This window comes from Polynucleobacter sinensis, assembly GCF_001595985.1.
Lineage (GTDB): Bacteria > Pseudomonadota > Gammaproteobacteria > Burkholderiales > Burkholderiaceae > Polynucleobacter > Polynucleobacter sinensis.
Window position 1 is genome coordinate 26,036 of sequence record NZ_LOJJ01000001.1, and the last position, 20,088, is coordinate 46,123.

The window sequence follows — 20,088 nt, forward strand, 5'->3', positions numbered from 1 at the left end:
CATGATAGCTAAGACTCGTGAACGAACCCTAAAGCTTGCACGCGACACCCTCACTATCGAGGCTGCTGCGCTGCACACAATGCGTGATCGCCTTGAGGGGCCTAACGCTGATGCCCTAGTATTGGCGATTGATTTGCTGCACTCCTGCAAAGGTCGAATCGTGGTTTCTGGTATCGGCAAATCCGGGCATATTGCTCGCAAGATTGCCGCTACTTTTGCCTCCACAGGCTCCCCTGCCTTTTTTGTTCATCCAGCTGAAGCCAGTCACGGTGATCTAGGTATGGTGACCCGGGATGACGTTTTTGTTGCCCTATCTAATTCTGGGGAAACGGATGAGCTGCTCACCATCGTGCCTATTGTGAAGCGGACTGGCGCAAAACTGATTGCCCTTACTGGCGCGCCAAATTCATCGTTAGCGAAGTTAGCGGATGCGCATTTAGATACCAGTGTAGAAAAAGAAGCTTGCCCTCTTAACCTTGCGCCGACTACGAGCACCACGGCAGCGCTAGCCATGGGAGATGCGCTAGCAGTAGCCCTATTAGATGCTCGGGGTTTTCAAGCTGAAGATTTTCAACGCTCTCATCCTGGCGGACGCTTAGGTCGCAAGCAACTGATGCATGTCAGTGAAGTGATGCGCAGTTTTGACCAAACCCCTAAGATTTCTATTTCAGCATCGCTGCAAGATGCTTTACTAGAAATGACAGCCAAGAGAATGGGAATGGTAGTCGCTCTAACGACAAATAATCAAGTTGCTGGAATCTTCACTGACGGTGACTTGCGTCGCTTACTTGAGAAAAGTACCAATCTTGATGGGATGACCTTAAAAAATGCCATCACCTCAACACCGCGCACCATTCCACCAGAGCTGCTAGCTGAAGAAGCTATTGAAATGATGGAAAAACATCGCATTAATCATTTAGTAGTGACCGACCCTAAGGGCGCCTTGCTTGGCGCCCTCAATCTGCATGATTTATTTGCAGCCAAGGTCATTTAAGAAAACCAAATCCTCATTCATCTATTTATATGCCTAGCGCCTTTAATGCTCATAACACCAACCCAACAAGCCAATTTCCGCAAGCTTGGGATCGTGCCAGCACCGTAAAGCTTCTCGTGCTAGATGTTGATGGAGTCCTCACCAATGGGCAGGTATTTATTGGGGATAACGGTAAAGAGTCCATCAAAGCATTTGATATCCAGGATGGATTAGGGATCAAACTGTTGGAAAAAATTGGCATTCCTACTGCAATTATTACCGGCCGCAGCTCAAAGATGGTTTTAACTCGCTGCGAGGAGTTGGGCATCAAACATGTTCATATGGGCGTAGAAAACAAGGCCCTAGCATTACAAAATATTCTTCAAGCGCTGAACCTAAGATCATCTGATTGCGCTGTAATGGGTGACGATTGGCCGGACTTTCAAATGATGAAAGCTGCTGGCTTAAAAGTCTGTCCCGCTCAGGGCCATGAGGCCGTTAAAGAAATTGCTCATTTTGTTACTGCTAAATCTGGTGGTTGTGGCGCCGTTCGTGAAGTCTGCGATCTCATCCTAAAGGCGCAGAATCGCTATGAAGAATTACTGAATCAGGCGCGCGCCTAAGACGCTCCATGTTACTGAATGCTCAACAAATCAAAGTAGGGTTATGGCGTGGATTGCTACGTCTGATGCCCTTGATTTTGATGGGCATTCTGACGCTCGCAACATTTTGGTTGGTCAAAAAAAATACTCCCAGCGAAAAATCCACCATTGAACGCATTCGCCTTCATGAGGCCGACTACACCATTACCAATGGTGCGCTATCAGCTTTAAATGAAGCCGGGTTTACAAAGTATCGAGTGCTGGGTAAAAAAGTAACTCACTATGATGACGATGCTTCTATCGACATTGAAGCGCCACGTATGCGCCTCTTTCCTCCCGAAAAATCTCCCGTGACCGTGAAGGCAGATACTGGCCATCTAGATGGCGATCTCACGATATTGGATTTATTTGATAACGCTGAGATCTTTCGTCCAGCTCAAGCCGCAACTGCGAGTGAATCAGCCAAGCCCCGGATGCTTGCGCGCTCATCCTATTTCAAGGTGCTAATCAATGATGATGTTATTGAAACCAATAAACCAATCACCCTTGAGCAAGGGGCATCCATTATGCGATCAAGCGATGGCGGAAAATTTAATAATATTGAACAAAGTATGGTCTTATCAGGGCAAGTAAAGGGGCGTATCGAACGCACCCAACCCGGGACACAATAATGATCCTATTTCAACGATCCGTCATTCTGCTTTTGCTCACAAGCGTCTGCATCTTGCCGTCTGCGTTTGCAGAAAAAGCAGATCAAGATAAGCCGGTGATTTTGGAAGCGGAAAAAGTTTCGGTGAATGATGTACAGCAAGTTTATGAATTAGAAGGCAAGGTCCTTTTAATTAAAGGGAGCATTCTGGTCACCAGCGAAAAAGGGAGCATTAAAGTAGACCCTGAAGGTTATGAATTCATTGATGTTCAGGGTAATTCCAGCTCAAATGCCAGCTTTAGACAAAGGCGTGAAGGGCCAGCAGATGAATACATGCAAGCACGCGGCCAAACCGTTACCTACAATGCAAAAAATGAGTTACTCACAATTACTGGGGATGCCAGCTTAAAGCGCCTCCATAATATGCAAATGATTGATCAGTTACTCGGATCAAAAATTGAATATGATGATGTACAGCAATACTATCGAGTATCTCCACCCGAAAATGCAACAGCGGATGATTTACCCCTAGCCAGAGCCATCCTTTCACCGAGAAGAAAAGCTACATTAGAGAAATGACAACGGATTTAGGAAATCAAAACAGCATTCCCACCCTTAGCGCTGAGCACCTTCAAAAGCGCTATGGATCCCGCACAGTTGTTCGTGATGTTTCCGTACAAGTCAAATGCGGTGAGGTGGTTGGACTACTTGGCCCTAACGGTGCAGGAAAAACAACCTCTTTTTACATGATTGTTGGCTTGGTGCCGCTAGATGGGGGGAATATTTCCCTAGACGGCACCGACATTACACATCTTCCTATCCATGAACGGGCTCGCATGGGCTTGTCATATCTTCCTCAGGAAGCCTCCGTCTTTCGAAAGCTGAATGTTGCCGAAAATATTCAAGCCGTACTAGAGCTTCAGGTGCAAGACAATAAGCCCCTGAGTAAGGCGGAGATTGCCCATCGTCTCGATGAGCTCTTGGGCGAACTACAAATTAGCCATTTACGAAATAATCCTGCTTTATCGCTCTCTGGCGGAGAGCGGCGGCGCGTAGAAATTGCGAGGGCCTTAGCTTCTCAACCAAAATTTATTCTGCTAGATGAGCCCTTTGCAGGTGTTGATCCAATTGCAGTAGGTGAAATTCAGCGAATCGTACGCTTCTTAAGGGATCGCCAAATTGGCGTCCTAATCACGGATCACAATGTCCGAGAAACTCTGGGCATTTGTGATCACGCATACATTATCAGCGAGGGCAGCGTTCTTGCTGCTGGCAAGCCCGACGAAATCATTCAAAACGACGCTGTGAGAAGAGTCTATCTAGGTGAAAACTTCCGCATGTAAGTATTCCGGGGATTTTTGAAATTTATTAAATAAAAATGATCTATCCCCTTGGTTTTCAGCAAAATCGCTGATACGCTGGAGGTTCATGAAATTCAATTCCAAATAGATTCATAGATTGTTAAAGGGGCTTGCTGCGCACCCCGGGCAATTATTTGCGCATGCATGATGCTTTGAATAGGAGCTGCTGATGAATTTAAAAATTAATAGCCGTCATGTCGAAGTTACTCCAGCCATGCGCACCCATCTTGAATCTGGGTTAGCCAAAATTCGCAAGCACTTTGATCATGTCCTAGATGCCTCCGCCTTCCTTATTGTAGATAACGCCAAAGAAAAGAATCTTCGCCAAACGGCTGAGATTACGATTCACCTCAAAGGCAAGGAGCTTTTTGCCGAGGCTCATCATGCCGACCTTTATCACGCCATGGATGCCGTGGTCGACAAGCTGGAGCGTCAAGTGGCAAAACATAAAGAAAAGATTCAAGATCATCATCACGAAAAGCATTTTGAGTAATCTCTGGGGTCAGGACACCTATAATCGTTTGACATGAATGCCCTGACTGAACTTTTTACCCTAGACCGCATTACCTTAGACAACCCTTCTAAAAGTCGGGCTGAGGTATTTGCGGCCGTGGGGGAGCTATTTTCGCAACAGGCTGGCCTTGAAGCCAATGCCATTGTTGGCTTTCTAAATGCCCGTGAGGATTTAGGCTCTACTGCACTTGGCGCCGGTGTCGCCATCCCTCATGGCCGCGTCAAAGGATTAAAGCAACCTATTGCCGCCTTTGTGAAATTAAAAGATCCCATCGAATTTGCCGCACCTGATGGCGAACCGGTTTCTATTTTAATTTTTCTATTGGTACCAGAAAAAGCTACCCAACAACATCTTGAAATCTTGTCTTCGATTGCCCAGCTTTTATCAGATGCTGATGCGCGTAAATCGCTAGCCTCTGAAAATAATCCGGAGCAGGTGTGTCGTCTTCTACAAACCTGGGGGTCAGCCTGATGACTCAGCCTCTACTTCTCGAAGGGCTAACTGCGCAGCAGATTTTTGATGACAATGTTTCAGATTTAAAGCTTTCCTGGATCGGGGGCCTCGAGGGAGCTGACCGCACCTTTCCTCCCGAGGCAGTTAAAGCAGCAGCAGCTAGCTCCGACTTGGTTGGTCACTTAAATCTCATTCACCCAAGTAGAATTCAGATCTTTGGAATTCAAGAAGTCGACTACCATGCCGAGCTTGAGCCAAAACAAAGACAAGAGCAGATCTCTAATTTAATCTCGAAAACCCCGCCATGTGTCATTGTGGCTGACGGTAAGGCAGCTGACCCAGATTTGCAGCTCTTCTGCCAACGATCTTCTACACCCTTATTCACAACAAGTATCTCTGCAGCCGAAGTCATTGACCACCTCCGTACCTACCTAACCAAAATTGGCGCACCTCAAATTACGATGCATGGCGTGTTCATGGATATTTTGGGCTTAGGGGTGCTGATTACCGGCGAGTCTGGACTGGGGAAAAGTGAATTGGGTCTAGAGCTCATCTCTCGCGGCCACGGTTTAGTGGCGGATGATGCAGTAGATTTTGCCCGCCTTGGGCCCGACTACATTGAAGGTCGCTGTCCAGTCATTTTGCGCAACCTTTTAGAGGTACGTGGTCTGGGTTTATTGGATATTAGAACCATCTTCGGCGAAACGGCTGTCAGACGCAAATTAAAGTTGCGCCTAATTGTTCAACTCGTCCGTCGTAATGATGGCGAATTCGAGCGCCTACCTTTGGAAGCTCAGCATATCGATGTACTGGGAATTCCTATTCGGACAGTCAAAATTCAAGTAGCTGCAGGCCGTAACTTAGCGGTGCTAGTAGAAGCGGCGGTGCGCAATACCATTCTGCAATTGCGTGGCATCGATACCCTCAAAGAATTTATCGAGCGCCAACGTGTACAAATGAATGCCGAAACTGATTCCGCCAAGTCCCAAGGTAGATTGCTTTAACATGCAAATCAATCTGATTACTGGAATTTCGGGTTCGGGTAAATCGGTTGCTCTCAGAGCTTTTGAAGATGCGGGCTATGACTGTGTCGACAACTTACCAGTCACCCTCCTTGAAAATTTAGTCTCCACATTAGAGGCTGAGAACTCTGAGCGTATTGCAGTGGCGATTGATGCAAGGCGCGGAAAATCGATTGCAGAATTACCCAAAATACTAGAAAACTTACGACGCACTCACCAAGTTCGTATTGTTTTTCTTAATGCAAATACCAACACTCTGATTCAACGCTTCTCAGAAACTCGCCGCCGTCATCCACTTTCCGGAAAAACCCAGCAAAGCCACGAAGCTACACTGATAGAAGCGATTGATAAAGAGCGTAGCCTCCTCGAGCCTTTGCGCGCCCAAGCACACTCCATTGACACCAGCAATCTCCCTGCGCATGCGCTTCGGTCCTGGATTCAAGATTTACTCAAAGATAAGCCGGTCGGCCTTACTGTGGTCTTTGAGTCTTTTGGCTTTAAGAATGGTCTGCCAAGTGAAGCCGATCTCGTCTTTGATGTACGCTGCCTACCTAACCCTCACTACGACAAAATCCTAAGACCCTTATCCGGCAAAGATCAGCCTGTAAAAGAATTCTTAGAAAAAATACCCGAAGTTGTCAGCATGGAGTCCGACATTACTCAATTTATTGAGAAGTGGCTACCTCATTACATCGCAGATGGCCGTAGTTACCTGACTGTTGCGATTGGGTGTACGGGCGGACAGCATCGCTCGGTATATATCGTAAGCCGCCTCATGAATCACTTTTGCGCGCAAAAAGATTTAGCTGAGTTGCAAATCATTTTCTTAACTCGACATCGCGAGTTAGACTCAATCCCTGCAACAGTAATTTGATTGGTTGCGGTAAGCCGTACCTTCCAAGTTGATGCAGGGAGACCCACTTTAAATCACTAGCCAAGAGCTTTGGAGTCTCGTTGATTGATAGACTCCATATTTGCATCCATAGGCGTCGGTGAGTAAAGATATGCTTGATCTGCTGGCCCCGTTGAACTACTTGACTCTTTTTTAATGCGCTAGGAAGTTTTTCTTGTGGCAACACTAGATCAAACAATGCTTGTGCGGTGAGCTCGGCATTATCTTGCTCGATACTCTTGCTGGATTTTTTTTCTGTTGTAGAAAATGGACGCCAAGGGGATTCTGGCAAAGACCATAAGCCACCCCAAATTGCTTTTTCAGGCCGCCTTTGCAATAGCACCGAGTCCCCAAAACGCAATATCAACATATCACAATGAAATTCAGGCGATTTTGCTTTCACAATCTTACGCGGCAAAAATAGAACTCGATCGCTTAAGTTGGCTTCACAGTCCTTCGCAAAAGGACACTTTCTATCACCACTTAGGCATACCGGTTTTCGGGCAGTGCACCAGGTGGCTCCAAAATCCATCAGCGCCTGTGTATAAACCGGCATTTGCTCGGGTGCATTAGGCAATAATTTTTTCGCCAAGAGCCATAACTGATCATTCACAGCCTTGTCTTGAACTGCACCCTCAATCCCAAATAAACGAGCCAAAATTCTTTTGACATTAGCATCGAGAATAGGTGCTCGCTCATGAAATGCAAAAGCTGCAATAGCGCCGGCAGTTGATCTTCCAACTCCTTTGAGCTGCTCAAGCAAGACGGGATCGCTAGGAAACTTTCCCGCAAACTGTTCCATAACCTGATTTGCGCAAGCATGTAAATTGCGCGCACGCGAGTAATAACCGAGCCCAGCCCATTCAGCCAACACATCATCAAGCGGGGCAGCAGCCAATTTTTTGACCGATGGAAAACGCTTCATAAAACGCGGGTAACGCTCCAGAACAGTGGCCACTTGAGTTTGTTGCAGCATGATTTCAGAAACCCAGACTGCGTAGGGATCACGAACGCTTTGCCAAGGCAATCCTTGACGTCCATCCTTGCCATGCCAAGCAATCAGCTTGGGAGCAAAGTTCTTAATCAACGCTTCTGACATTGGGGGCAAAAATAAGTAGATCGTTGACCTTGAACCATTTGCTTGATTGGCGTCTTACAAACCTTGCATGGCTGATCTTTACGATCATAAACTTTCGTTTGCACCATGAAGTGTCCAGGGTCACCCTCGCTATTGACGAAATCTTTTAATGAACTACCGCCCGCATCAATCGCCTTTTTCAAAATAAATCTAACGGCACTAGCCAAGCGCGAACACTGTGGACGAGTTAACTTTCCAGCCTCCTTGGCAGGATGAATCCCGGCCTCGAACAAACTCTCAGAGCAATAAATATTGCCAACACCAACCACGGCTTGCCCAGCCAATAAAAATTGTTTAACAGCGATAGTACGTTTACGCGAGCGTTGATACAAAACCTCTGCGCCTTGCTCTCCAGAAAACTCGGGTGAGAAAGGCTCTACGCCAAGTTTTTGCAGCAAAGGATTTCCCTCTATAGGCCCTTTCGATTTCGGGTGCCATAGAACTGCTCCAAACTTACGAGGATCATGCAGGCGCAAACTCAAGCTACCAAATTCAAATGTAATGCGATCATGCGGCTTGAGAACCTCTTTACTAGGCAACACTCGTAAAGTGCCCGTCATCCCCAAATGAAGGATCAAACAACCGGTATTCATCTCTACCAACAAATATTTACCCCGTCGTTTAATTCCGATGACAGTTTGGCCAGGAAGCAACTGAGGCAAGTTTTTGGGGACAGGCCAACGCAAGCGCCCGTCAATTATCTTCACGGCGCTCAATATCCGCCCCTCCAAGTGGGGCTGAATACCTAATCGGGTAACTTCGACTTCTGGGAGTTCTGGCATAAATGGATTGTAGATTCGCGGATTAGAATGTGCTTATGACGAAATTTTCACCAATGTCGGTCTTAAGGGGCCTATTGCTAACCTCTGCCATTAGCAGCAGCCTATTGTCTGGAGTGGCCCTCGCCCGGACCAACAGCCTTGAGAGTGGGCAAGCGGTTTTTGAAGTGCTGGCATCTGAGATCGCCTTGCAGCGGGGAGAGGCTGGGCTTGCTTACAACACCTATCTCGAGCTTGCGCGCCAAATAGGCGACCCTCGTTTGGCACAAAGAGCAATGGAAATTGCCATTACTGCTGGAGCCCCCGATTTAGCGCTTCAAGCCGCCCAAACCTGGGACGATCTAGCGGGAGTCCAACAAACTAAATCAAAAGAGGTTCTCATTACTCTCTTGATTTTGAATCAGCGTTGGTCAGATGTAGTAAAGCCTACGATTACGCTACTCAATCAACAAAATTCTACACAACGAGAAAATACTCTATTGCAAATTCAGGCACTACTGTCAAAGGCGAAAGATGAGTCAGAAGCCTTACGTGCCTTCTATGCAATTGTCTCCACCTTAAAGCCCGCACCAAAAGATCCAAGCATTCTTTACACCTATGCCATGTCTGCTGAAAAATCTGGGCATCTCGATGTAATGGAAAAAACCTTGCGTGAAATCTTGCGCAAGAATCCAAATGATGTGAACAGTCTTAATGCGCTTGGGTACTCCCTTGCAGACCGCAATCAAAACTTGCCAGAAGCATTCAAGCTCATTACTAAAGCGCACCAATTGTCACCAAGGGATGGCTTCATCCTCGATAGTCTTGGGTGGGTGAACTTTCGCATGGGTAAAAATGCACTGGCACTAGAGCAGCTCCAACAAGCATTCAATATAAAACCGGAGGCGGATATTGCAGCACATATCGGGGAAGTATTGTGGGTCATGAATAGGCCAGCCGAAGCAGAAGATATGTGGCGCAAAGGACAACAACTTGATGCCAACAATCCCACGCTCAAAGAAACATTAAAGCGTTTAAAACCCGATTGGTCAGTAGCGGATACAGCCCTAAAAGGCACGTGGGATGGTCGTTTCGCAGTGAAAGTAACTGGACTTACCGAAGGTAAAAATCAAGGTGGATCTGGTGGGTTTACCTTGACACAAGATGCTCTTACAGACGTATTAGAGATCCGTAATCCAGTTGGTGGATCTATTGCAAAAATCACTATTAAACCTGGTGAAGCAATTTTGGAGCGTGATGGTCAAGTGACCAGTGCAATTGATGCAGACACATTGGTTCAGAGCACATTAGGTTTGCCACTTCCAGCTCGCGGACTATCAGATTGGTTGCGCGGCAAAACCCGTCCAGGCAGCAACGCTAGTGTTGAGCGAGACGCAAAGGGTCAAGTAAGTAAAGTCATTCAAGATGGGTGGACCTTGAACTACAACTGGGACAATGCGCAGCGTTTGGAGAGATTAACAATGACGCGTAGCTCTAACATTGGTTCAATAGATATTCGCCTGATATTCGACACCCCAAATGAGTGAAGCCGCAACCTCAAAGAGCATTCTTGAGCTGCAGTGTCCAGCAAAGCTCAATCTTTTCCTTCATATTGTTGGGCGTCGCCCAGATGGCTATCACCTCTTACAGTCAGTCTTCCAATTGATTGACTGGTGCGATTCTCTTACGCTCAGACTTATTCCAGAGCCAGAGATTCGTCGCATCAACCCCATTCCCGGGGTTCCTCCTGAGGAGGACTTAGTGGTCCGAGCAGCGCAATTATTAAAAGAATTTTGTAGTACCAAACAAGGCGTTGAAATTCACCTTCAAAAAAGGATTCCCATGGGTGCCGGACTTGGAGGTGGATCCTCTGATGCGGCATCCACTCTAATTGGGTTAAATCAGCTGTGGAATCTCGGCTTAAATACTGAAACCCTCAGCCAACTAGGCCTAAAGCTAGGAGCAGATGTGCCTTTTTTTATTTTTGGCCACAATGCCTTTGTTGAGGGGATTGGGGAAAAAATGTACGGAATTTCACTAGAAACCCAAGACTTTCTCGTGATCTTCCCCAACCAAGGGATCGCAACTGCGAAGATTTTTCAAGATCCTCAATTGACCCGAGACCACGCTCCGATTACAATAGATCGCTTTATTGCATCGCCAAGGTCATTTCAGTCAAATGATTGTCAGGCAGTAGCGGTGCAAAATTGTCCTGAAGTGAAGCAAGCTTTAGATTGGATATCCAAGGAAGTGCCTAATTCGGCGCCTCGGATGTCTGGCTCTGGAAGTAGCGTGTTTACCGCCTTAAAGCCTAAGACGGACACCGCAAAACTAGAAAATCTTCTGCAAAATCTTCCAAAAGGATGGGTAGGTCGAATTGTTCGAGGGCTAAATAAAAATCCCGCTTACAATTTGATTTCTTCAGATTGACCTGTAGGGGAATCGCCAAGCTGGTTAAGGCACTGGATTTTGATTCCAGCATGCGAAGGTTCGAATCCTTCTTCCCCTGCCAAACACTGTAGATACGACCAAAAGACACCCTTTCGAACCTACCAAAATTCCAAAATCACCTATGTCCGCCCCAATGAACGCTGATTTACTGACTCTTTTTACCGGCAATGCAAATCCGGTTTTGGCCCATGCCGTTGCTAAAGAGCTCAACCTCCCAATGGGAAAAGCATTTGTTGGCCGCTTCTCTGATGGTGAAATTCAGGTAGAAATTCAAGAAAACGTTCGCGGTAAAAATGTCGTAGTTATTCAGTCAACCTGCGCTCCAACAAATGATAGTTTGATGGAGTTAATGATCATGATCGATGCGCTAAAACGTGCATCTGCAAGCCGTATAACCGCAGTGATCCCTTACTTCGGTTACGCCAGACAGGATCGCCGCCCACGCTCTGCCCGTGTTGCGATCTCAGCCAGAATCGTCGCTAACATGCTCCAATCCGTTGCGGGCATTGAGCGTGTTTTGACCATGGATCTGCATGCAGACCAAATCCAAGGCTTCTTTGATATCCCGGTAGATAACATCTACGCTTCCCCAGTTTTGCTTGCTGATCTCCAAGCCCAGAAGACTCAAAAAGACCTCATCATTGTTTCCCCAGATATTGGTGGCGTTGTTCGCGCCCGCGCAATGGCCAAGCAATTAGGTACAGATTTAGCGATTATTGACAAACGTCGCCCCAAGGCCAATGTCTCAGAAGTAATGCACCTCATTGGTGAAGTAGAGGGTCGTCATTGTGTCATCATGGATGACATCATTGATACCGGTGGCACCCTCTGTAAGGCCGCTGAAGCCCTCAAAGAGCGTGGCGCTAAGGGCGTAACCGCTTACTGTACTCACGCCGTGCTTTCAGGCGGTGCCGTAGCTAGAATCGCAGCATCTGAGCTTGATGAGCTCGTTGTTACCGATACCATCCCATTAACTCCAGAAGCCATGAAAGTGGCAAAAATCCGCCAACTAAGCGTTGCGCCGATTCTGGCCGAGACACTTTCCCGCATTAGCAAGGGTGATTCAGTGATGTCGATGTTTGCTGAATAAGCTCAAAATAGCGTTTCTAGCCCCTTTTTTCATAGTTTTAAGGCTTTTCTAGGCAAAAACTGGCATTCCCACGATATAATCAAAGGCTTTTCTGTTTGGTCGCGAACGGAAATTAACCTTAATTTTGGGAATTAAATATGAAAGTAGTAGCCTTTGAAAGAAGCGTACAGGGAACGGGTGCGAGCCGCCGTCTGCGCAACTCCGGTAAGACTCCGGGCATCATTTATGGCGGTAAAGACGCCGCAACTGTAATTGAGTTGGATCACAACGCACTGTTCCATGCTCTCCGCAAGGAAGCATTCCACTCATCAATCCTTGATCTCGAAATCGACGGCAAAGCACAAAAAGTGTTGTTGCGCGATTACCAGATGCATCCATTTAAGCCTTTGGTTTTGCACATTGACTTCCAGCGCGTATCTGCGACTGAGAAAGTTCATATGCGCGTTCCATTGCACTTCATTAATGCTGAAACTTCAGCTGCAGTGAAATTACAAGGCGCCGTAGTGAGCCATATCGCAACTGAGTTGGAAGTTTCTTGCTTGCCTGCAGACTTGCCAGAATTTATTGAAGTGGACTTAGCCAATATCGAAGTTGGTCATGGCATTCACGCCAAAGACCTCACGCTACCAAAAGGCGTTAGCTTGGTATTGCATATTGAACAAGAAAACCCAGTATTGGCCAACGCACGTATTCCAGCAGTGAAGTCTGCTGATACTGAAGCTGCTCCTGCAGCTGCTGCGGCTCCTGCTGCTGAAGCTCCAAAAGATAAAGCTTAATATTTAACTTTTATCTTTGCGACAGAGAAGGCCCGCTTAAATAGCGGGTTTTCTTTTTTGTGGAAATGCTTTTATCCTTAAGCAAGAATCATGACTAAATTAATTGTTGGCCTCGGCAACCCAGGTGATGAACACGAAGAAGATCGGCATAACGCTGGCTTCTGGTTTTTGGACGCCCTTGCAAAACAATTAAGTACCCGCTTTGAAACCGAGAAACGTTTTCATGGAAAAGTTGCAAAGGCTAAGTGGCATGGCGAAGATCTCTATCTGCTAAAGCCCAGTACTTACATGAACCTCAGTGGCCAAGCTGTTGGCGCTCTGTGTCGCTTTCATAAAATTATCCCCAAAGATATATTGGTAGTGCAAGATGAGTTAGATTTAAAGCCAGGCACAGCCCGCATCAAACTAGGCGGGGGTACGGGTGGCCACAATGGCCTCAAAGATATACAGGCTCATCTCAGCACACCTGAATACTGGCGCCTACGCCTAGGTATCGGTCACCCACGAGATCTCGCTGCCGAAGGGGCGCGCCCAATGGATGTTGCTGACTATGTACTCAGAAGACCCCTGCAAGCAGAACAAAAACAAATTGACGCTAGTATTGAGGATGGATTACACATCCTCCCATTATTTCTCAAGGGTGATACACAAGCGGCAATGCTCGAACTACACTCCAAAACCCATTAGCGCTTATTTGACTTGTGCTTTTTTGGCGGCACTCAAGGCTTGATACTTAGCCATGAGCTGAGTTTGATTCTCCGGGAAAGCAGGATTGAGCGGAATGCAATCTACAGGGCATACCTGCTGACACTGAGGGGCATCATAGTGACCCACACATTCCGTACATTTATTGGGATCGATCTCATAGATCTCAAGACCCATGTAAATAGCATCATTAGGGCACTCAGGCTCGCACACATCGCAGTTAATGCATTCGGCGGTAATCATCAAAGCCATATTGTTTACCGACAGCCCTACTCTTTGTTTTGATTGGCAATAGCAATCTTTTTAACAAGCCACTTTTCTACTGAAGGAAAAACGAACTTACTAACATCTCCTCCCATGGAGGCAATTTCACGAACAAAAGTGCCTGAAATAAATTGATATTGATCTGACGGCGTTAGAAACAAAGTTTCAACATCGGGCAATAGATAGCGATTCATGCCGGCCATTTGAAACTCATATTCAAAATCTGATACCGCACGTAGGCCACGCACAATGACACGCGCATTATGCTCGCGAGCAAAGTCTTTTAATAAACCAGAGAAACCAACAATCTTGACGTTAGAGTAATGACCGAGGACTTCCTTGGCAATATCAATACGCTCATCTAAAGTAAAAAATGGTCGCTTGCTTCGGCTATCAGCAACGCCAACAATGAGCTCGCCAAAAATACTAGAGGCGCGACGTACCAAATCCTCGTGACCACGAGTAAATGGGTCAAATGTTCCAGGGTATACAGCGACAGTCATAAGGCTCCTAAGGCTTTCTCAGCTACAGGCAAGAGTTTAGCCTCTTCTAGAGCGAAATAGACAAGCTTTTACTTGACCGGCCTCTAAGTGCTTTCCACAATACCAATCAGGAAGCAACAGCTCAATCTCTTCTAGCGAGCGGATAGCTGGAAACTCCACGTAGATCCCCCCGCCAACCGAATCATCACAAATACGGCCAGCCTCCTTTAGCGCCTGATTTAGCAAATCCCCCTGCTGAAACGGAGGGTCAATAAAAATGAGATTATTGGAGCTATCAGCCTGCTGACGCAAAAACTCCAACGCATCCCCTCGTAAAATTTGAATTACCCCTCTAACTGGAGAGGATTGAAGCAAGGCCAAATTAGCAATTAAATTTGAATGGGCATTTTTGTCTTTTTCCAGCAGGGTGACGCTATCAGCATGCCTTGAAGCTGCCTCAAAGCCTAAAACGCCAGTGCCAGCAAAAACATCTAGACACTTCAGGCCAGTGAGATCTTGTCCCAGCCAATTAAATAGCGTTTCTCGAATACGATCCGTAGTTGGGCGCAGACCCGGTAAATCCAGCACATTTAACAAACGGCTACGCCAAACCCCTCCAATAATGCGAATCTTTTTAGGAGGCTCGGAACGCTGCCCTGACTTTGTTGGCTTATTTATTTTTTGCCCCCACAATCACAATTTTCATGCGATCCATTGCTAAATACTTTTGGAATGCGCTCTTTACTTGATCAAGAGTCACATTTTCAACCTGCTTAGTCCAAACATCCATTGTGTCTAAAGGCAAATTATTCCAGGCAATGGATGAAACGTTATCCAACAACTTGCGATTGTTATCAATTCTCAGTGGGTAGCCATTGATTAAGTTGGCCTTCGCAGCCTCAAGCTCTGATTGCGTAGGGCCCTTTGCAATAAATTCACCAATAGTTGAGCTCATGACCTCGAGCGCCAAACTTGCTTGATTATTTTTTGTCTGCAATCCTGCCTGAAATATTCCCGCATCTTTTCCAGGAGCGAAATAACTAAACACACTATAGGCAAGTCCTCGCTTCTCACGCACTTCAGCCATCAGACGCGATACAAATCCACCGCCGCCCAAAATATAATTTCCGACTAGCAAGGGAAAGTAATCAGGATTATCGCGAGTGATCGCGGTCATACCCATCGCAATATGGGCTTGCTGGGAATCAAAGGGGATCTGGATTTCGCGCTGACTCAAAGGCTCCACAGCTGAGCGAGTAAATGCAGGAAGCGACGGAATAGCGGAACCAGACTGCGGAATATTCTTCAATAAGCCCTGAACTATTTCAGTAGCCTCTGATTTACTAACATCACCAACAATACTCACAATCATTCGCTCACCGCGATAAAACTGCTTGTGAAATTGCCGCAAATCCTCTGTACTAATATTGGCAATAGATTGAGTTGAAGGTGATAGAGCTAGCGGGTAACTTCCATAAACCGCTTTTCTAAATCGACGCTCCAACACTGACTCCGGCTTTGTCTCCGACTCCAACAAGGCAGTGGTCATCCTCTGTTTTTCGCGCGCCACAATCTTCGGATCATATGTAGGGGCACTTAGCATTGCCGCTGCCAATGCAACTGCACGATCACGCAAATCTTTCCTACTCAAAGTTCGAACGCGCATAATGGCACGCTCACCCCCTACTGAAACGCCAAAGTTTGCGCCAAGATCCGCAATCTCATCAGCGATTTGAGCTTCAGTAATCAAACCTTGATTTGATTTAACGCCATAGTTGATTAACTGTCCCGCTACGGTTGCTAAGCCACTTTTGCTAGAAGGGTCATATCGGTCGCCTGCATCAATACTAATTTCAATATCGACCATTGGTAATGATTTAGTCTGCACCAAATAGGCTTTTGCACCCCTAAAAGAGTCCAACTGCTCAATTGGCAAAATAGCAAAGGCCGACGATAAAAACGCTAAATTTAATAAAGCGGGAACTAAAGTCTGCTTGAGTAGCGTCCTCACTCGCATCACTTGCCCTCCAAATTAACTGGTTTGGATTGGCGAACCTGTGGATCTAAAACTGCAATCGTTAAGCTATCATCCACTAAATATTTTTTAGCAACCTCCTGGACCTGAGTCGGAGTAATGGTTTGCATTTTCTCCAATATCAAATCAATATCACGCCAAGAGAACTCTGCCATCTCAGTAGTACCAATTTCCATTGCCTGGCCAAAAATAGAATCGCGCTTATAAATTTGATCGGACAATATGCGAACCTTGAGTCGCCTTAACTCAGATTCATGAACTCCGTTTTCAACTAAATCTCGCAGAGCTTTACGAATGCTTCTTTCAGCCTCTGCGACCTTTTTGCCCTTTGCCATACTGACATTCACCATGAATAACTCTGGGCCTCTAGAAATCATGTCATATCCAACACCCACATCATTGACCACTCGCTCTTGCTTAACAAGTATCCGATTCAAGCGCGCGTTGTCGTAACCATCAAGCACAGCAGCCAACAACTCCAGAGCATAGGGCTCGGGGTCATCTAATTTGCCAGGATGCAATTTTGGAACTTTCCACGCCATTGCCAATTGGGCGCTATCAGCAGGCGCCTTGACCTCTACGCGCTTAATCCCCTTTTGAGGCGGCTCAATCTGCGGCTTGCGAACTGGTAACTCGCCTGCTGTAGCCACTCCATAGTATTTTTCGACTGCTTGCAAAACAACTTTAGGATCAACATCGCCTGCAATCACTACCGTTGCATTGTTAGGCTTATACCAATTGCGATACCACTCACGAGCATCAGAAGCCTTCATATTTTCAAGATCATTCATCCAGCCCACTACTGGATGACGATAGGGCGAACTCATAAAAGCCGTTGCCATTAAGGACTCATTCAATAGGCTGCTGGGATTGTCTTCGGTGCGCAAACGGCGCTCCTCCATTACTACCTGAATTTCCTTGAGAAACTCAGCATCATCAAAATTGAGGTTAGTCATACGATCCGCCTCAAGCTTCATCACGTCATCTAGCTTTGATCTTTCAACCTGTTGAAAATAAGCAGTGTAATCACGAGAGGTAAAAGCATTTTCACGCCCCCCTACTGCGGCAACCAAGCGTGAGAACTCGCCGGACTTGACTTTATGGGTACCCTTAAACATCATGTGCTCTAAGACGTGAGCTACTCCAGTGCGACCATTGATCTCATCCATAGAGCCGGCACGATACCAAACCATATGAGCAACAGTAGGAGCGCGATGATCTTCACGTACGATTAACTTTAAGCCATTTGAAAGTAAAAACTCGTGGGTGCTAGGCAATTCAGCGCTTGGCTGAGCCCAAGAACACTGAATAAGCGCCATGAATAAGAAAGAAATTCGCAGTAAAGTAGAGCGCATCTGTAAGATCACTATATCCTTAAAACTAAATTGTATCGATTATGTTCGGCCTACGTAAAACCCTCGGATCCTTATTCAAGTCAAGTCAGACTGATGAAGCTTGGTTTGATTCGCTAGAAGAATCTCTGATCCTGAGCGATGTCGGATTACCTACGACCGAGCAACTGATGAGCAAACTCCGTAAGGCAGCCAAATCGGAGAAAGCCAACAGCCCAGAAGATCTTCAACACCTATTAATACAAGAGGTCGCTAAGCTACTAAAGCCCTTAGAAGCAAACCCCAATCCTTTGTACACTCATGGCCAAAAGACTGCGCCTGAAGTTTGGCTGGTGATTGGTGTCAATGGTGCAGGCAAAACAACCACAATAGGAAAGCTTTGCCGACTTTTTCAATCTCAAGGTAAATCGGTTCTTTTGGCGGCAGGCGATACTTTCAGGGCTGCTGCTCGTAATCAGCTCCTTGAATGGGGCGGCCGCAATCAAGTGGATGTCATTACTCAAGAAAGTGGCGATGCCGCAGCTGTAGCACACGATGCTATTCATTCAGCCATCTCTCGCAAAAGCGACATTCTGATTATTGATACTGCGGGAAGGCTAGCTACCCAGGAACACCTTATGGAAGAACTAAAAAAGGTTAAAAGGGTTATTGGGAAGGCTCTTCCTGGGGCTCCACACCAGACTTTGCTTGTTCTTGATGGCAATACTGGTCAAAATGGTTTGAGCCAAGTGAAGGCCTTCCATGCGGCCCTAGGCCTTACCGCCTTAATTGTGACCAAGCTTGATGGCACTGCTAAAGGCGGCGTCATTTGCGCTCTAGCGCACATCCTTAATGAGGGTACTAAACCCGCAGTATTAGCCTTAGGCAAAGGAGAGGGAATCGAGGATTTAGCCCCCTTCACAGCTGAGCAATATTCCTCTGAATTCTTCAACTAAATCAATAACTTATAGGTTTAAAAAACCATTAGCACTCTCTTGACAAGAGTGCTAAAATGGATCCCTATAAACACCAAAAACAGATAAAAGAAAATGGTTCAAAAGAAAGCATACAAACCGCAATTGCAAGCAGGGCAGACATTGCCAGCAGCGCAGACTGCTGCGGCTTCGCTCGCCTTTCCAATGCTGCCATCCCTTGGGGTTGGCACGCTTGACTCCTACATTGCCTACGTTAATCGCGTACCGATGCTCAGCGCCGCTGAAGAGCTTCACTTAGCGCAAGAATTCCGTCGCACTGAAAATGTGGACGCCGCCAAAACTTTAGTCCTGTCACACCTTCGTTTAGTGGTGTCTGTTGCACGCCAGTATCTCGGGTATGGCATTCCTCATGCCGACCTGATTCAAGAAGGCAATGTAGGCCTCATGAAGGCTGTTAAACGCTACGATCCTAGCCAAGGCGCTCGTCTAGTGTCTTATGCCATCCACTGGATTAAAGCTGAGATTCATGAGTACATCCTCAAGAATTGGCGTTTAGTTAAAGTAGCTACCACTAAAGCGCAACGTAAATTGTTTTTTAATTTACGCAGTAATAAACCGACCTTAGCTGCGCTCACTCCTAATGAAGTAGAGGCACTAGCGAAAGCGTTGGATGTAAAAGGCTCAGACGTTAAAGAGATGGAAATGCGTCTAGCCGGTGGTGATGTGGCGCTAGAGAGTGATGACAGTGATGATGAGTCTGCATATGCTCCAATTCAGTGGCTAGCCGATAGCTCACAAGAGCCAACCGAGATGATTGCTGCTGCCGCAACTGATGCCTTGCATGGTCCACAGTTAGACCAGGCCTTGATGGCTTTAGATGAACGTAGTCGTAATATCGTTCAATCACGCTGGCTGGCGATGGACGCCGAAGGCAATGGCACAAAAACATTGCACGACTTAGCAAATGAATATGGCATCTCTGCAGAGCGTGTTCGACAAATTGAGACTGCTGCCCTCAAAAAAATGCGTGGTCTCTTGCAAGCTGCATAAGCTACATAAGCTGCGCCAGTCTTACTTTAACAACTCTTTTAAATCATGCGCCAAGGTCTCAGGGCCTTGCGCATGTTTGATGTATAGGCGCAATCGTCCCTCTGGATCAAAGGCATAACTCCCTGCGGTGTGATCCATGGTGTAAGAACCAGGAGTTGTACCGGGTACTTTCTTGTAATAAATCTTAAAGTCTTTAGTCACTTTTTCTAAAGCAGCTTCATTGGCAGGGCGCAAGCCTAAGAAGCGAGAATCAAATGCAGGAACATACTCCTTCAAAATTTCTGCAGTATCTCTTTCCGGGTCTACAGTAACAAATAAGACCTGTACCTGATCAGCTTTTGGTCCAAGCAAAGTCATGACCTGCTGCATCTCAGTCAAAGTAGTAGGACAAACATCTGGACATTGGGTGTATCCGAAGAACATGACCACCACTTTACCCTTGAAGTCGGCAAGTGTTTTTACATTACCAGCGGGATCAAGCAAGCTGAAATCTTTTCCAAAAGCGGTGCTACCCGTGATATCCACATTCTTAAATTCGGGTTTTGGACTGCATCCGAAAAATGCACAACAAAGAATGGCACTACAAACAATTCGTATAAAGTTCATA

General features: G+C 46.4%; 24 protein-coding genes and 1 tRNA gene. 17 read left to right on the forward strand and 8 right to left on the reverse strand.

Annotation, left to right across the window (positions count from 1 at the left end; translation table 11 throughout):
* Window position 1 precedes the first annotated feature (1 nt).
* From AOB49_RS00125 to rapZ, 9 genes are all read left to right on the forward strand, one after another.
* A complete protein-coding gene (locus AOB49_RS00125; RefSeq protein ID WP_062306470.1) occupies window positions 2-994 on the forward strand; it encodes a KpsF/GutQ family sugar-phosphate isomerase in 993 nt (330 codons plus the stop codon).
* Window positions 995-1,023: 29 nt separating this feature from the next.
* Window positions 1,024-1,596 carry a KdsC family phosphatase gene (locus AOB49_RS00130; protein WP_062306473.1) on the forward strand — a complete coding sequence of 191 codons (573 nt, stop codon included), beginning with the start codon at window positions 1,024-1,026 and terminating at the stop codon, window positions 1,594-1,596.
* A gap of 8 nt (window positions 1,597-1,604) precedes the next feature.
* Window positions 1,605-2,246, forward strand: a complete 642-nt coding sequence (lptC, locus tag AOB49_RS00135; RefSeq protein WP_062306475.1) for an LPS export ABC transporter periplasmic protein LptC — start codon at window positions 1,605-1,607, stop codon at window positions 2,244-2,246.
* Window positions 2,246-2,803, forward strand: coding sequence for a lipopolysaccharide transport periplasmic protein LptA (gene lptA, locus AOB49_RS00140; RefSeq protein WP_062306478.1), 558 nt, complete (start codon window positions 2,246-2,248; stop codon window positions 2,801-2,803). Before lptC ends, lptA begins: the two co-directional genes overlap by 1 nt.
* A complete protein-coding gene (lptB, locus tag AOB49_RS00145) occupies window positions 2,800-3,567 on the forward strand; it encodes an LPS export ABC transporter ATP-binding protein (RefSeq protein WP_062306480.1) in 768 nt (255 codons plus the stop codon). The genes lptA and lptB overlap by 4 nt, the downstream gene beginning before the upstream one ends.
* A 187-nt stretch (window positions 3,568-3,754) precedes the next feature.
* The gene (gene hpf, locus AOB49_RS00150; RefSeq protein ID WP_062306483.1) at window positions 3,755-4,078 is read left to right on the forward strand and encodes a ribosome hibernation-promoting factor, HPF/YfiA family; all 324 of its coding nucleotides are present in this window, start codon (window positions 3,755-3,757) and stop codon (window positions 4,076-4,078) included.
* A 33-nt stretch (window positions 4,079-4,111) separates the two neighbouring features.
* Window positions 4,112-4,570, forward strand: a complete 459-nt coding sequence (locus tag AOB49_RS00155) for a PTS sugar transporter subunit IIA (protein ID WP_062306484.1) — start codon at window positions 4,112-4,114, stop codon at window positions 4,568-4,570.
* A complete protein-coding gene (hprK, locus tag AOB49_RS00160) occupies window positions 4,570-5,556 on the forward strand; it encodes an HPr(Ser) kinase/phosphatase (RefSeq protein ID WP_062306488.1) in 987 nt (328 codons plus the stop codon). The genes AOB49_RS00155 and hprK overlap by 1 nt, the downstream gene beginning before the upstream one ends.
* 1 nt (window position 5,557) lies before the next feature.
* The gene (gene rapZ / locus AOB49_RS00165; RefSeq protein ID WP_062306490.1) at window positions 5,558-6,448 is read left to right on the forward strand and encodes an RNase adapter RapZ; all 891 of its coding nucleotides are present in this window, start codon (window positions 5,558-5,560) and stop codon (window positions 6,446-6,448) included.
* Here the strand turns inward: rapZ and mutY are convergent.
* Complete coding sequence (gene mutY / locus AOB49_RS00170; RefSeq protein WP_062306493.1) at window positions 6,393-7,565, reverse strand: A/G-specific adenine glycosylase; 1,173 nt, start codon at window positions 7,563-7,565, stop codon at window positions 6,393-6,395. The two genes, rapZ and mutY, sit on opposite strands and share 56 nt — an antisense overlap.
* On the reverse strand, window positions 7,550-8,386 hold the full coding sequence (gene mutM / locus AOB49_RS00175; protein WP_062306495.1) for a bifunctional DNA-formamidopyrimidine glycosylase/DNA-(apurinic or apyrimidinic site) lyase: 837 nt from the start codon (window positions 8,384-8,386) through the stop codon (window positions 7,550-7,552). Before mutM ends, mutY begins: the two co-directional genes overlap by 16 nt.
* A gap of 35 nt (window positions 8,387-8,421) precedes the next feature.
* Between mutM and AOB49_RS00180 the strand changes: the two genes are divergently transcribed.
* The 6 genes from AOB49_RS00180 to pth all read left to right on the forward strand — a co-directional run bounded on the left by AOB49_RS00180 (window position 8,422) and on the right by pth (window position 13,366).
* A complete protein-coding gene (locus tag AOB49_RS00180) occupies window positions 8,422-9,909 on the forward strand; it encodes a lipoprotein insertase outer membrane protein LolB (RefSeq protein WP_062306498.1) in 1,488 nt (495 codons plus the stop codon).
* Window positions 9,902-10,792: a 4-(cytidine 5'-diphospho)-2-C-methyl-D-erythritol kinase gene (gene ispE / locus AOB49_RS00185; protein ID WP_062306500.1), complete on the forward strand. Its 891-nt coding sequence runs from the start codon at window positions 9,902-9,904 to the stop codon at window positions 10,790-10,792. The genes AOB49_RS00180 and ispE overlap by 8 nt, the downstream gene beginning before the upstream one ends.
* Window positions 10,793-10,797: 5 nt before the next feature.
* Window positions 10,798-10,874, forward strand: a tRNA-Gln gene (locus tag AOB49_RS00190).
* Between the two features lie 72 nt (window positions 10,875-10,946).
* Window positions 10,947-11,903, forward strand: coding sequence for a ribose-phosphate pyrophosphokinase (locus tag AOB49_RS00195; protein WP_062307290.1), 957 nt, complete (start codon window positions 10,947-10,949; stop codon window positions 11,901-11,903).
* Between the two features lie 137 nt (window positions 11,904-12,040).
* The gene (locus tag AOB49_RS00200) at window positions 12,041-12,679 is read left to right on the forward strand and encodes a 50S ribosomal protein L25/general stress protein Ctc (protein ID WP_062306502.1); all 639 of its coding nucleotides are present in this window, start codon (window positions 12,041-12,043) and stop codon (window positions 12,677-12,679) included.
* 90 nt (window positions 12,680-12,769) lie between these two features.
* Entirely contained in the window at window positions 12,770-13,366 is a 597-nt protein-coding gene (gene pth, locus AOB49_RS00205; protein ID WP_062306504.1) for an aminoacyl-tRNA hydrolase, read from the forward strand.
* Window positions 13,367-13,369: 3 nt separating this feature from the next.
* Here the strand turns inward: pth and AOB49_RS00210 are convergent, their stop codons facing one another.
* From AOB49_RS00210 to AOB49_RS00230, 5 genes are read right to left on the reverse strand one after another with little or no spacing between them, the layout of a single operon-like run.
* Complete coding sequence (locus tag AOB49_RS00210) at window positions 13,370-13,636, reverse strand: YfhL family 4Fe-4S dicluster ferredoxin (RefSeq protein WP_062306506.1); 267 nt, start codon at window positions 13,634-13,636, stop codon at window positions 13,370-13,372.
* A 17-nt stretch (window positions 13,637-13,653) separates the two neighbouring features.
* Window positions 13,654-14,151: a pantetheine-phosphate adenylyltransferase gene (gene coaD / locus AOB49_RS00215; protein WP_062306509.1), complete on the reverse strand. Its 498-nt coding sequence runs from the start codon at window positions 14,149-14,151 to the stop codon at window positions 13,654-13,656.
* A gap of 36 nt (window positions 14,152-14,187) precedes the next feature.
* Window positions 14,188-14,823: a 16S rRNA (guanine(966)-N(2))-methyltransferase RsmD gene (gene rsmD / locus AOB49_RS00220; RefSeq protein ID WP_062306512.1), complete on the reverse strand. Its 636-nt coding sequence runs from the start codon at window positions 14,821-14,823 to the stop codon at window positions 14,188-14,190.
* On the reverse strand, window positions 14,801-16,147 hold the full coding sequence (locus tag AOB49_RS00225) for a M16 family metallopeptidase (protein WP_062306514.1): 1,347 nt from the start codon (window positions 16,145-16,147) through the stop codon (window positions 14,801-14,803). The genes rsmD and AOB49_RS00225 overlap by 23 nt, the downstream gene beginning before the upstream one ends.
* A complete protein-coding gene (locus tag AOB49_RS00230; protein WP_062306517.1) occupies window positions 16,147-17,520 on the reverse strand; it encodes a M16 family metallopeptidase in 1,374 nt (457 codons plus the stop codon). The genes AOB49_RS00225 and AOB49_RS00230 overlap by 1 nt, the downstream gene beginning before the upstream one ends.
* Before the next feature lie 41 nt (window positions 17,521-17,561).
* On the opposite strand from AOB49_RS00230, the gene ftsY reads away from it, so the two are divergent.
* Window positions 17,562-18,452, forward strand: a complete 891-nt coding sequence (gene ftsY, locus AOB49_RS00235) for a signal recognition particle-docking protein FtsY (protein WP_062306519.1) — start codon at window positions 17,562-17,564, stop codon at window positions 18,450-18,452.
* 93 nt (window positions 18,453-18,545) lie between these two features.
* Window positions 18,546-19,481, forward strand: coding sequence for an RNA polymerase sigma factor RpoH (rpoH, locus tag AOB49_RS00240; protein WP_062306522.1), 936 nt, complete (start codon window positions 18,546-18,548; stop codon window positions 19,479-19,481).
* A gap of 21 nt (window positions 19,482-19,502) precedes the next feature.
* Here rpoH and AOB49_RS00245 read toward each other — a convergent pair whose 3' ends face one another.
* Window positions 19,503-20,087 carry an SCO family protein gene (locus AOB49_RS00245; RefSeq protein ID WP_062307292.1) on the reverse strand — a complete coding sequence of 195 codons (585 nt, stop codon included), beginning with the start codon at window positions 20,085-20,087 and terminating at the stop codon, window positions 19,503-19,505.
* Window position 20,088: the final 1 nt, after the last annotated feature.

Coding starts and splice junctions, on each gene's coding strand:
- AOB49_RS00125 (WP_062306470.1), top strand. CDS start 2: ATGATAGCTAAGACTCGTGAACGAACCCTAAAGCTTGCACGCGACACC.
- AOB49_RS00130 (WP_062306473.1), top strand. CDS start 1,024: ATGCCTAGCGCCTTTAATGCTCATAACACCAACCCAACAAGCCAATTT.
- lptC (WP_062306475.1), top strand. CDS start 1,605: ATGTTACTGAATGCTCAACAAATCAAAGTAGGGTTATGGCGTGGATTG.
- lptA (WP_062306478.1), top strand. CDS start 2,246: ATGATCCTATTTCAACGATCCGTCATTCTGCTTTTGCTCACAAGCGTC.
- lptB (WP_062306480.1), top strand. CDS start 2,800: ATGACAACGGATTTAGGAAATCAAAACAGCATTCCCACCCTTAGCGCT.
- hpf (WP_062306483.1), top strand. CDS start 3,755: ATGAATTTAAAAATTAATAGCCGTCATGTCGAAGTTACTCCAGCCATG.
- AOB49_RS00155 (WP_062306484.1), top strand. CDS start 4,112: ATGAATGCCCTGACTGAACTTTTTACCCTAGACCGCATTACCTTAGAC.
- hprK (WP_062306488.1), top strand. CDS start 4,570: ATGACTCAGCCTCTACTTCTCGAAGGGCTAACTGCGCAGCAGATTTTT.
- rapZ (WP_062306490.1), top strand. CDS start 5,558: ATGCAAATCAATCTGATTACTGGAATTTCGGGTTCGGGTAAATCGGTT.
- mutY (WP_062306493.1), bottom strand. CDS start 7,565: ATGTCAGAAGCGTTGATTAAGAACTTTGCTCCCAAGCTGATTGCTTGG.
- mutM (WP_062306495.1), bottom strand. CDS start 8,386: ATGCCAGAACTCCCAGAAGTCGAAGTTACCCGATTAGGTATTCAGCCC.
- AOB49_RS00180 (WP_062306498.1), top strand. CDS start 8,422: ATGACGAAATTTTCACCAATGTCGGTCTTAAGGGGCCTATTGCTAACC.
- ispE (WP_062306500.1), top strand. CDS start 9,902: ATGAGTGAAGCCGCAACCTCAAAGAGCATTCTTGAGCTGCAGTGTCCA.
- AOB49_RS00195 (WP_062307290.1), top strand. CDS start 10,947: ATGAACGCTGATTTACTGACTCTTTTTACCGGCAATGCAAATCCGGTT.
- AOB49_RS00200 (WP_062306502.1), top strand. CDS start 12,041: ATGAAAGTAGTAGCCTTTGAAAGAAGCGTACAGGGAACGGGTGCGAGC.
- pth (WP_062306504.1), top strand. CDS start 12,770: ATGACTAAATTAATTGTTGGCCTCGGCAACCCAGGTGATGAACACGAA.
- AOB49_RS00210 (WP_062306506.1), bottom strand. CDS start 13,636: ATGGCTTTGATGATTACCGCCGAATGCATTAACTGCGATGTGTGCGAG.
- coaD (WP_062306509.1), bottom strand. CDS start 14,151: ATGACTGTCGCTGTATACCCTGGAACATTTGACCCATTTACTCGTGGT.
- AOB49_RS00225 (WP_062306514.1), bottom strand. CDS start 16,147: ATGCGAGTGAGGACGCTACTCAAGCAGACTTTAGTTCCCGCTTTATTA.
- AOB49_RS00230 (WP_062306517.1), bottom strand. CDS start 17,520: ATGCGCTCTACTTTACTGCGAATTTCTTTCTTATTCATGGCGCTTATT.
- ftsY (WP_062306519.1), top strand. CDS start 17,562: ATGTTCGGCCTACGTAAAACCCTCGGATCCTTATTCAAGTCAAGTCAG.
- rpoH (WP_062306522.1), top strand. CDS start 18,546: ATGGTTCAAAAGAAAGCATACAAACCGCAATTGCAAGCAGGGCAGACA.
- AOB49_RS00245 (WP_062307292.1), bottom strand. CDS start 20,087: ATGAACTTTATACGAATTGTTTGTAGTGCCATTCTTTGTTGTGCATTT.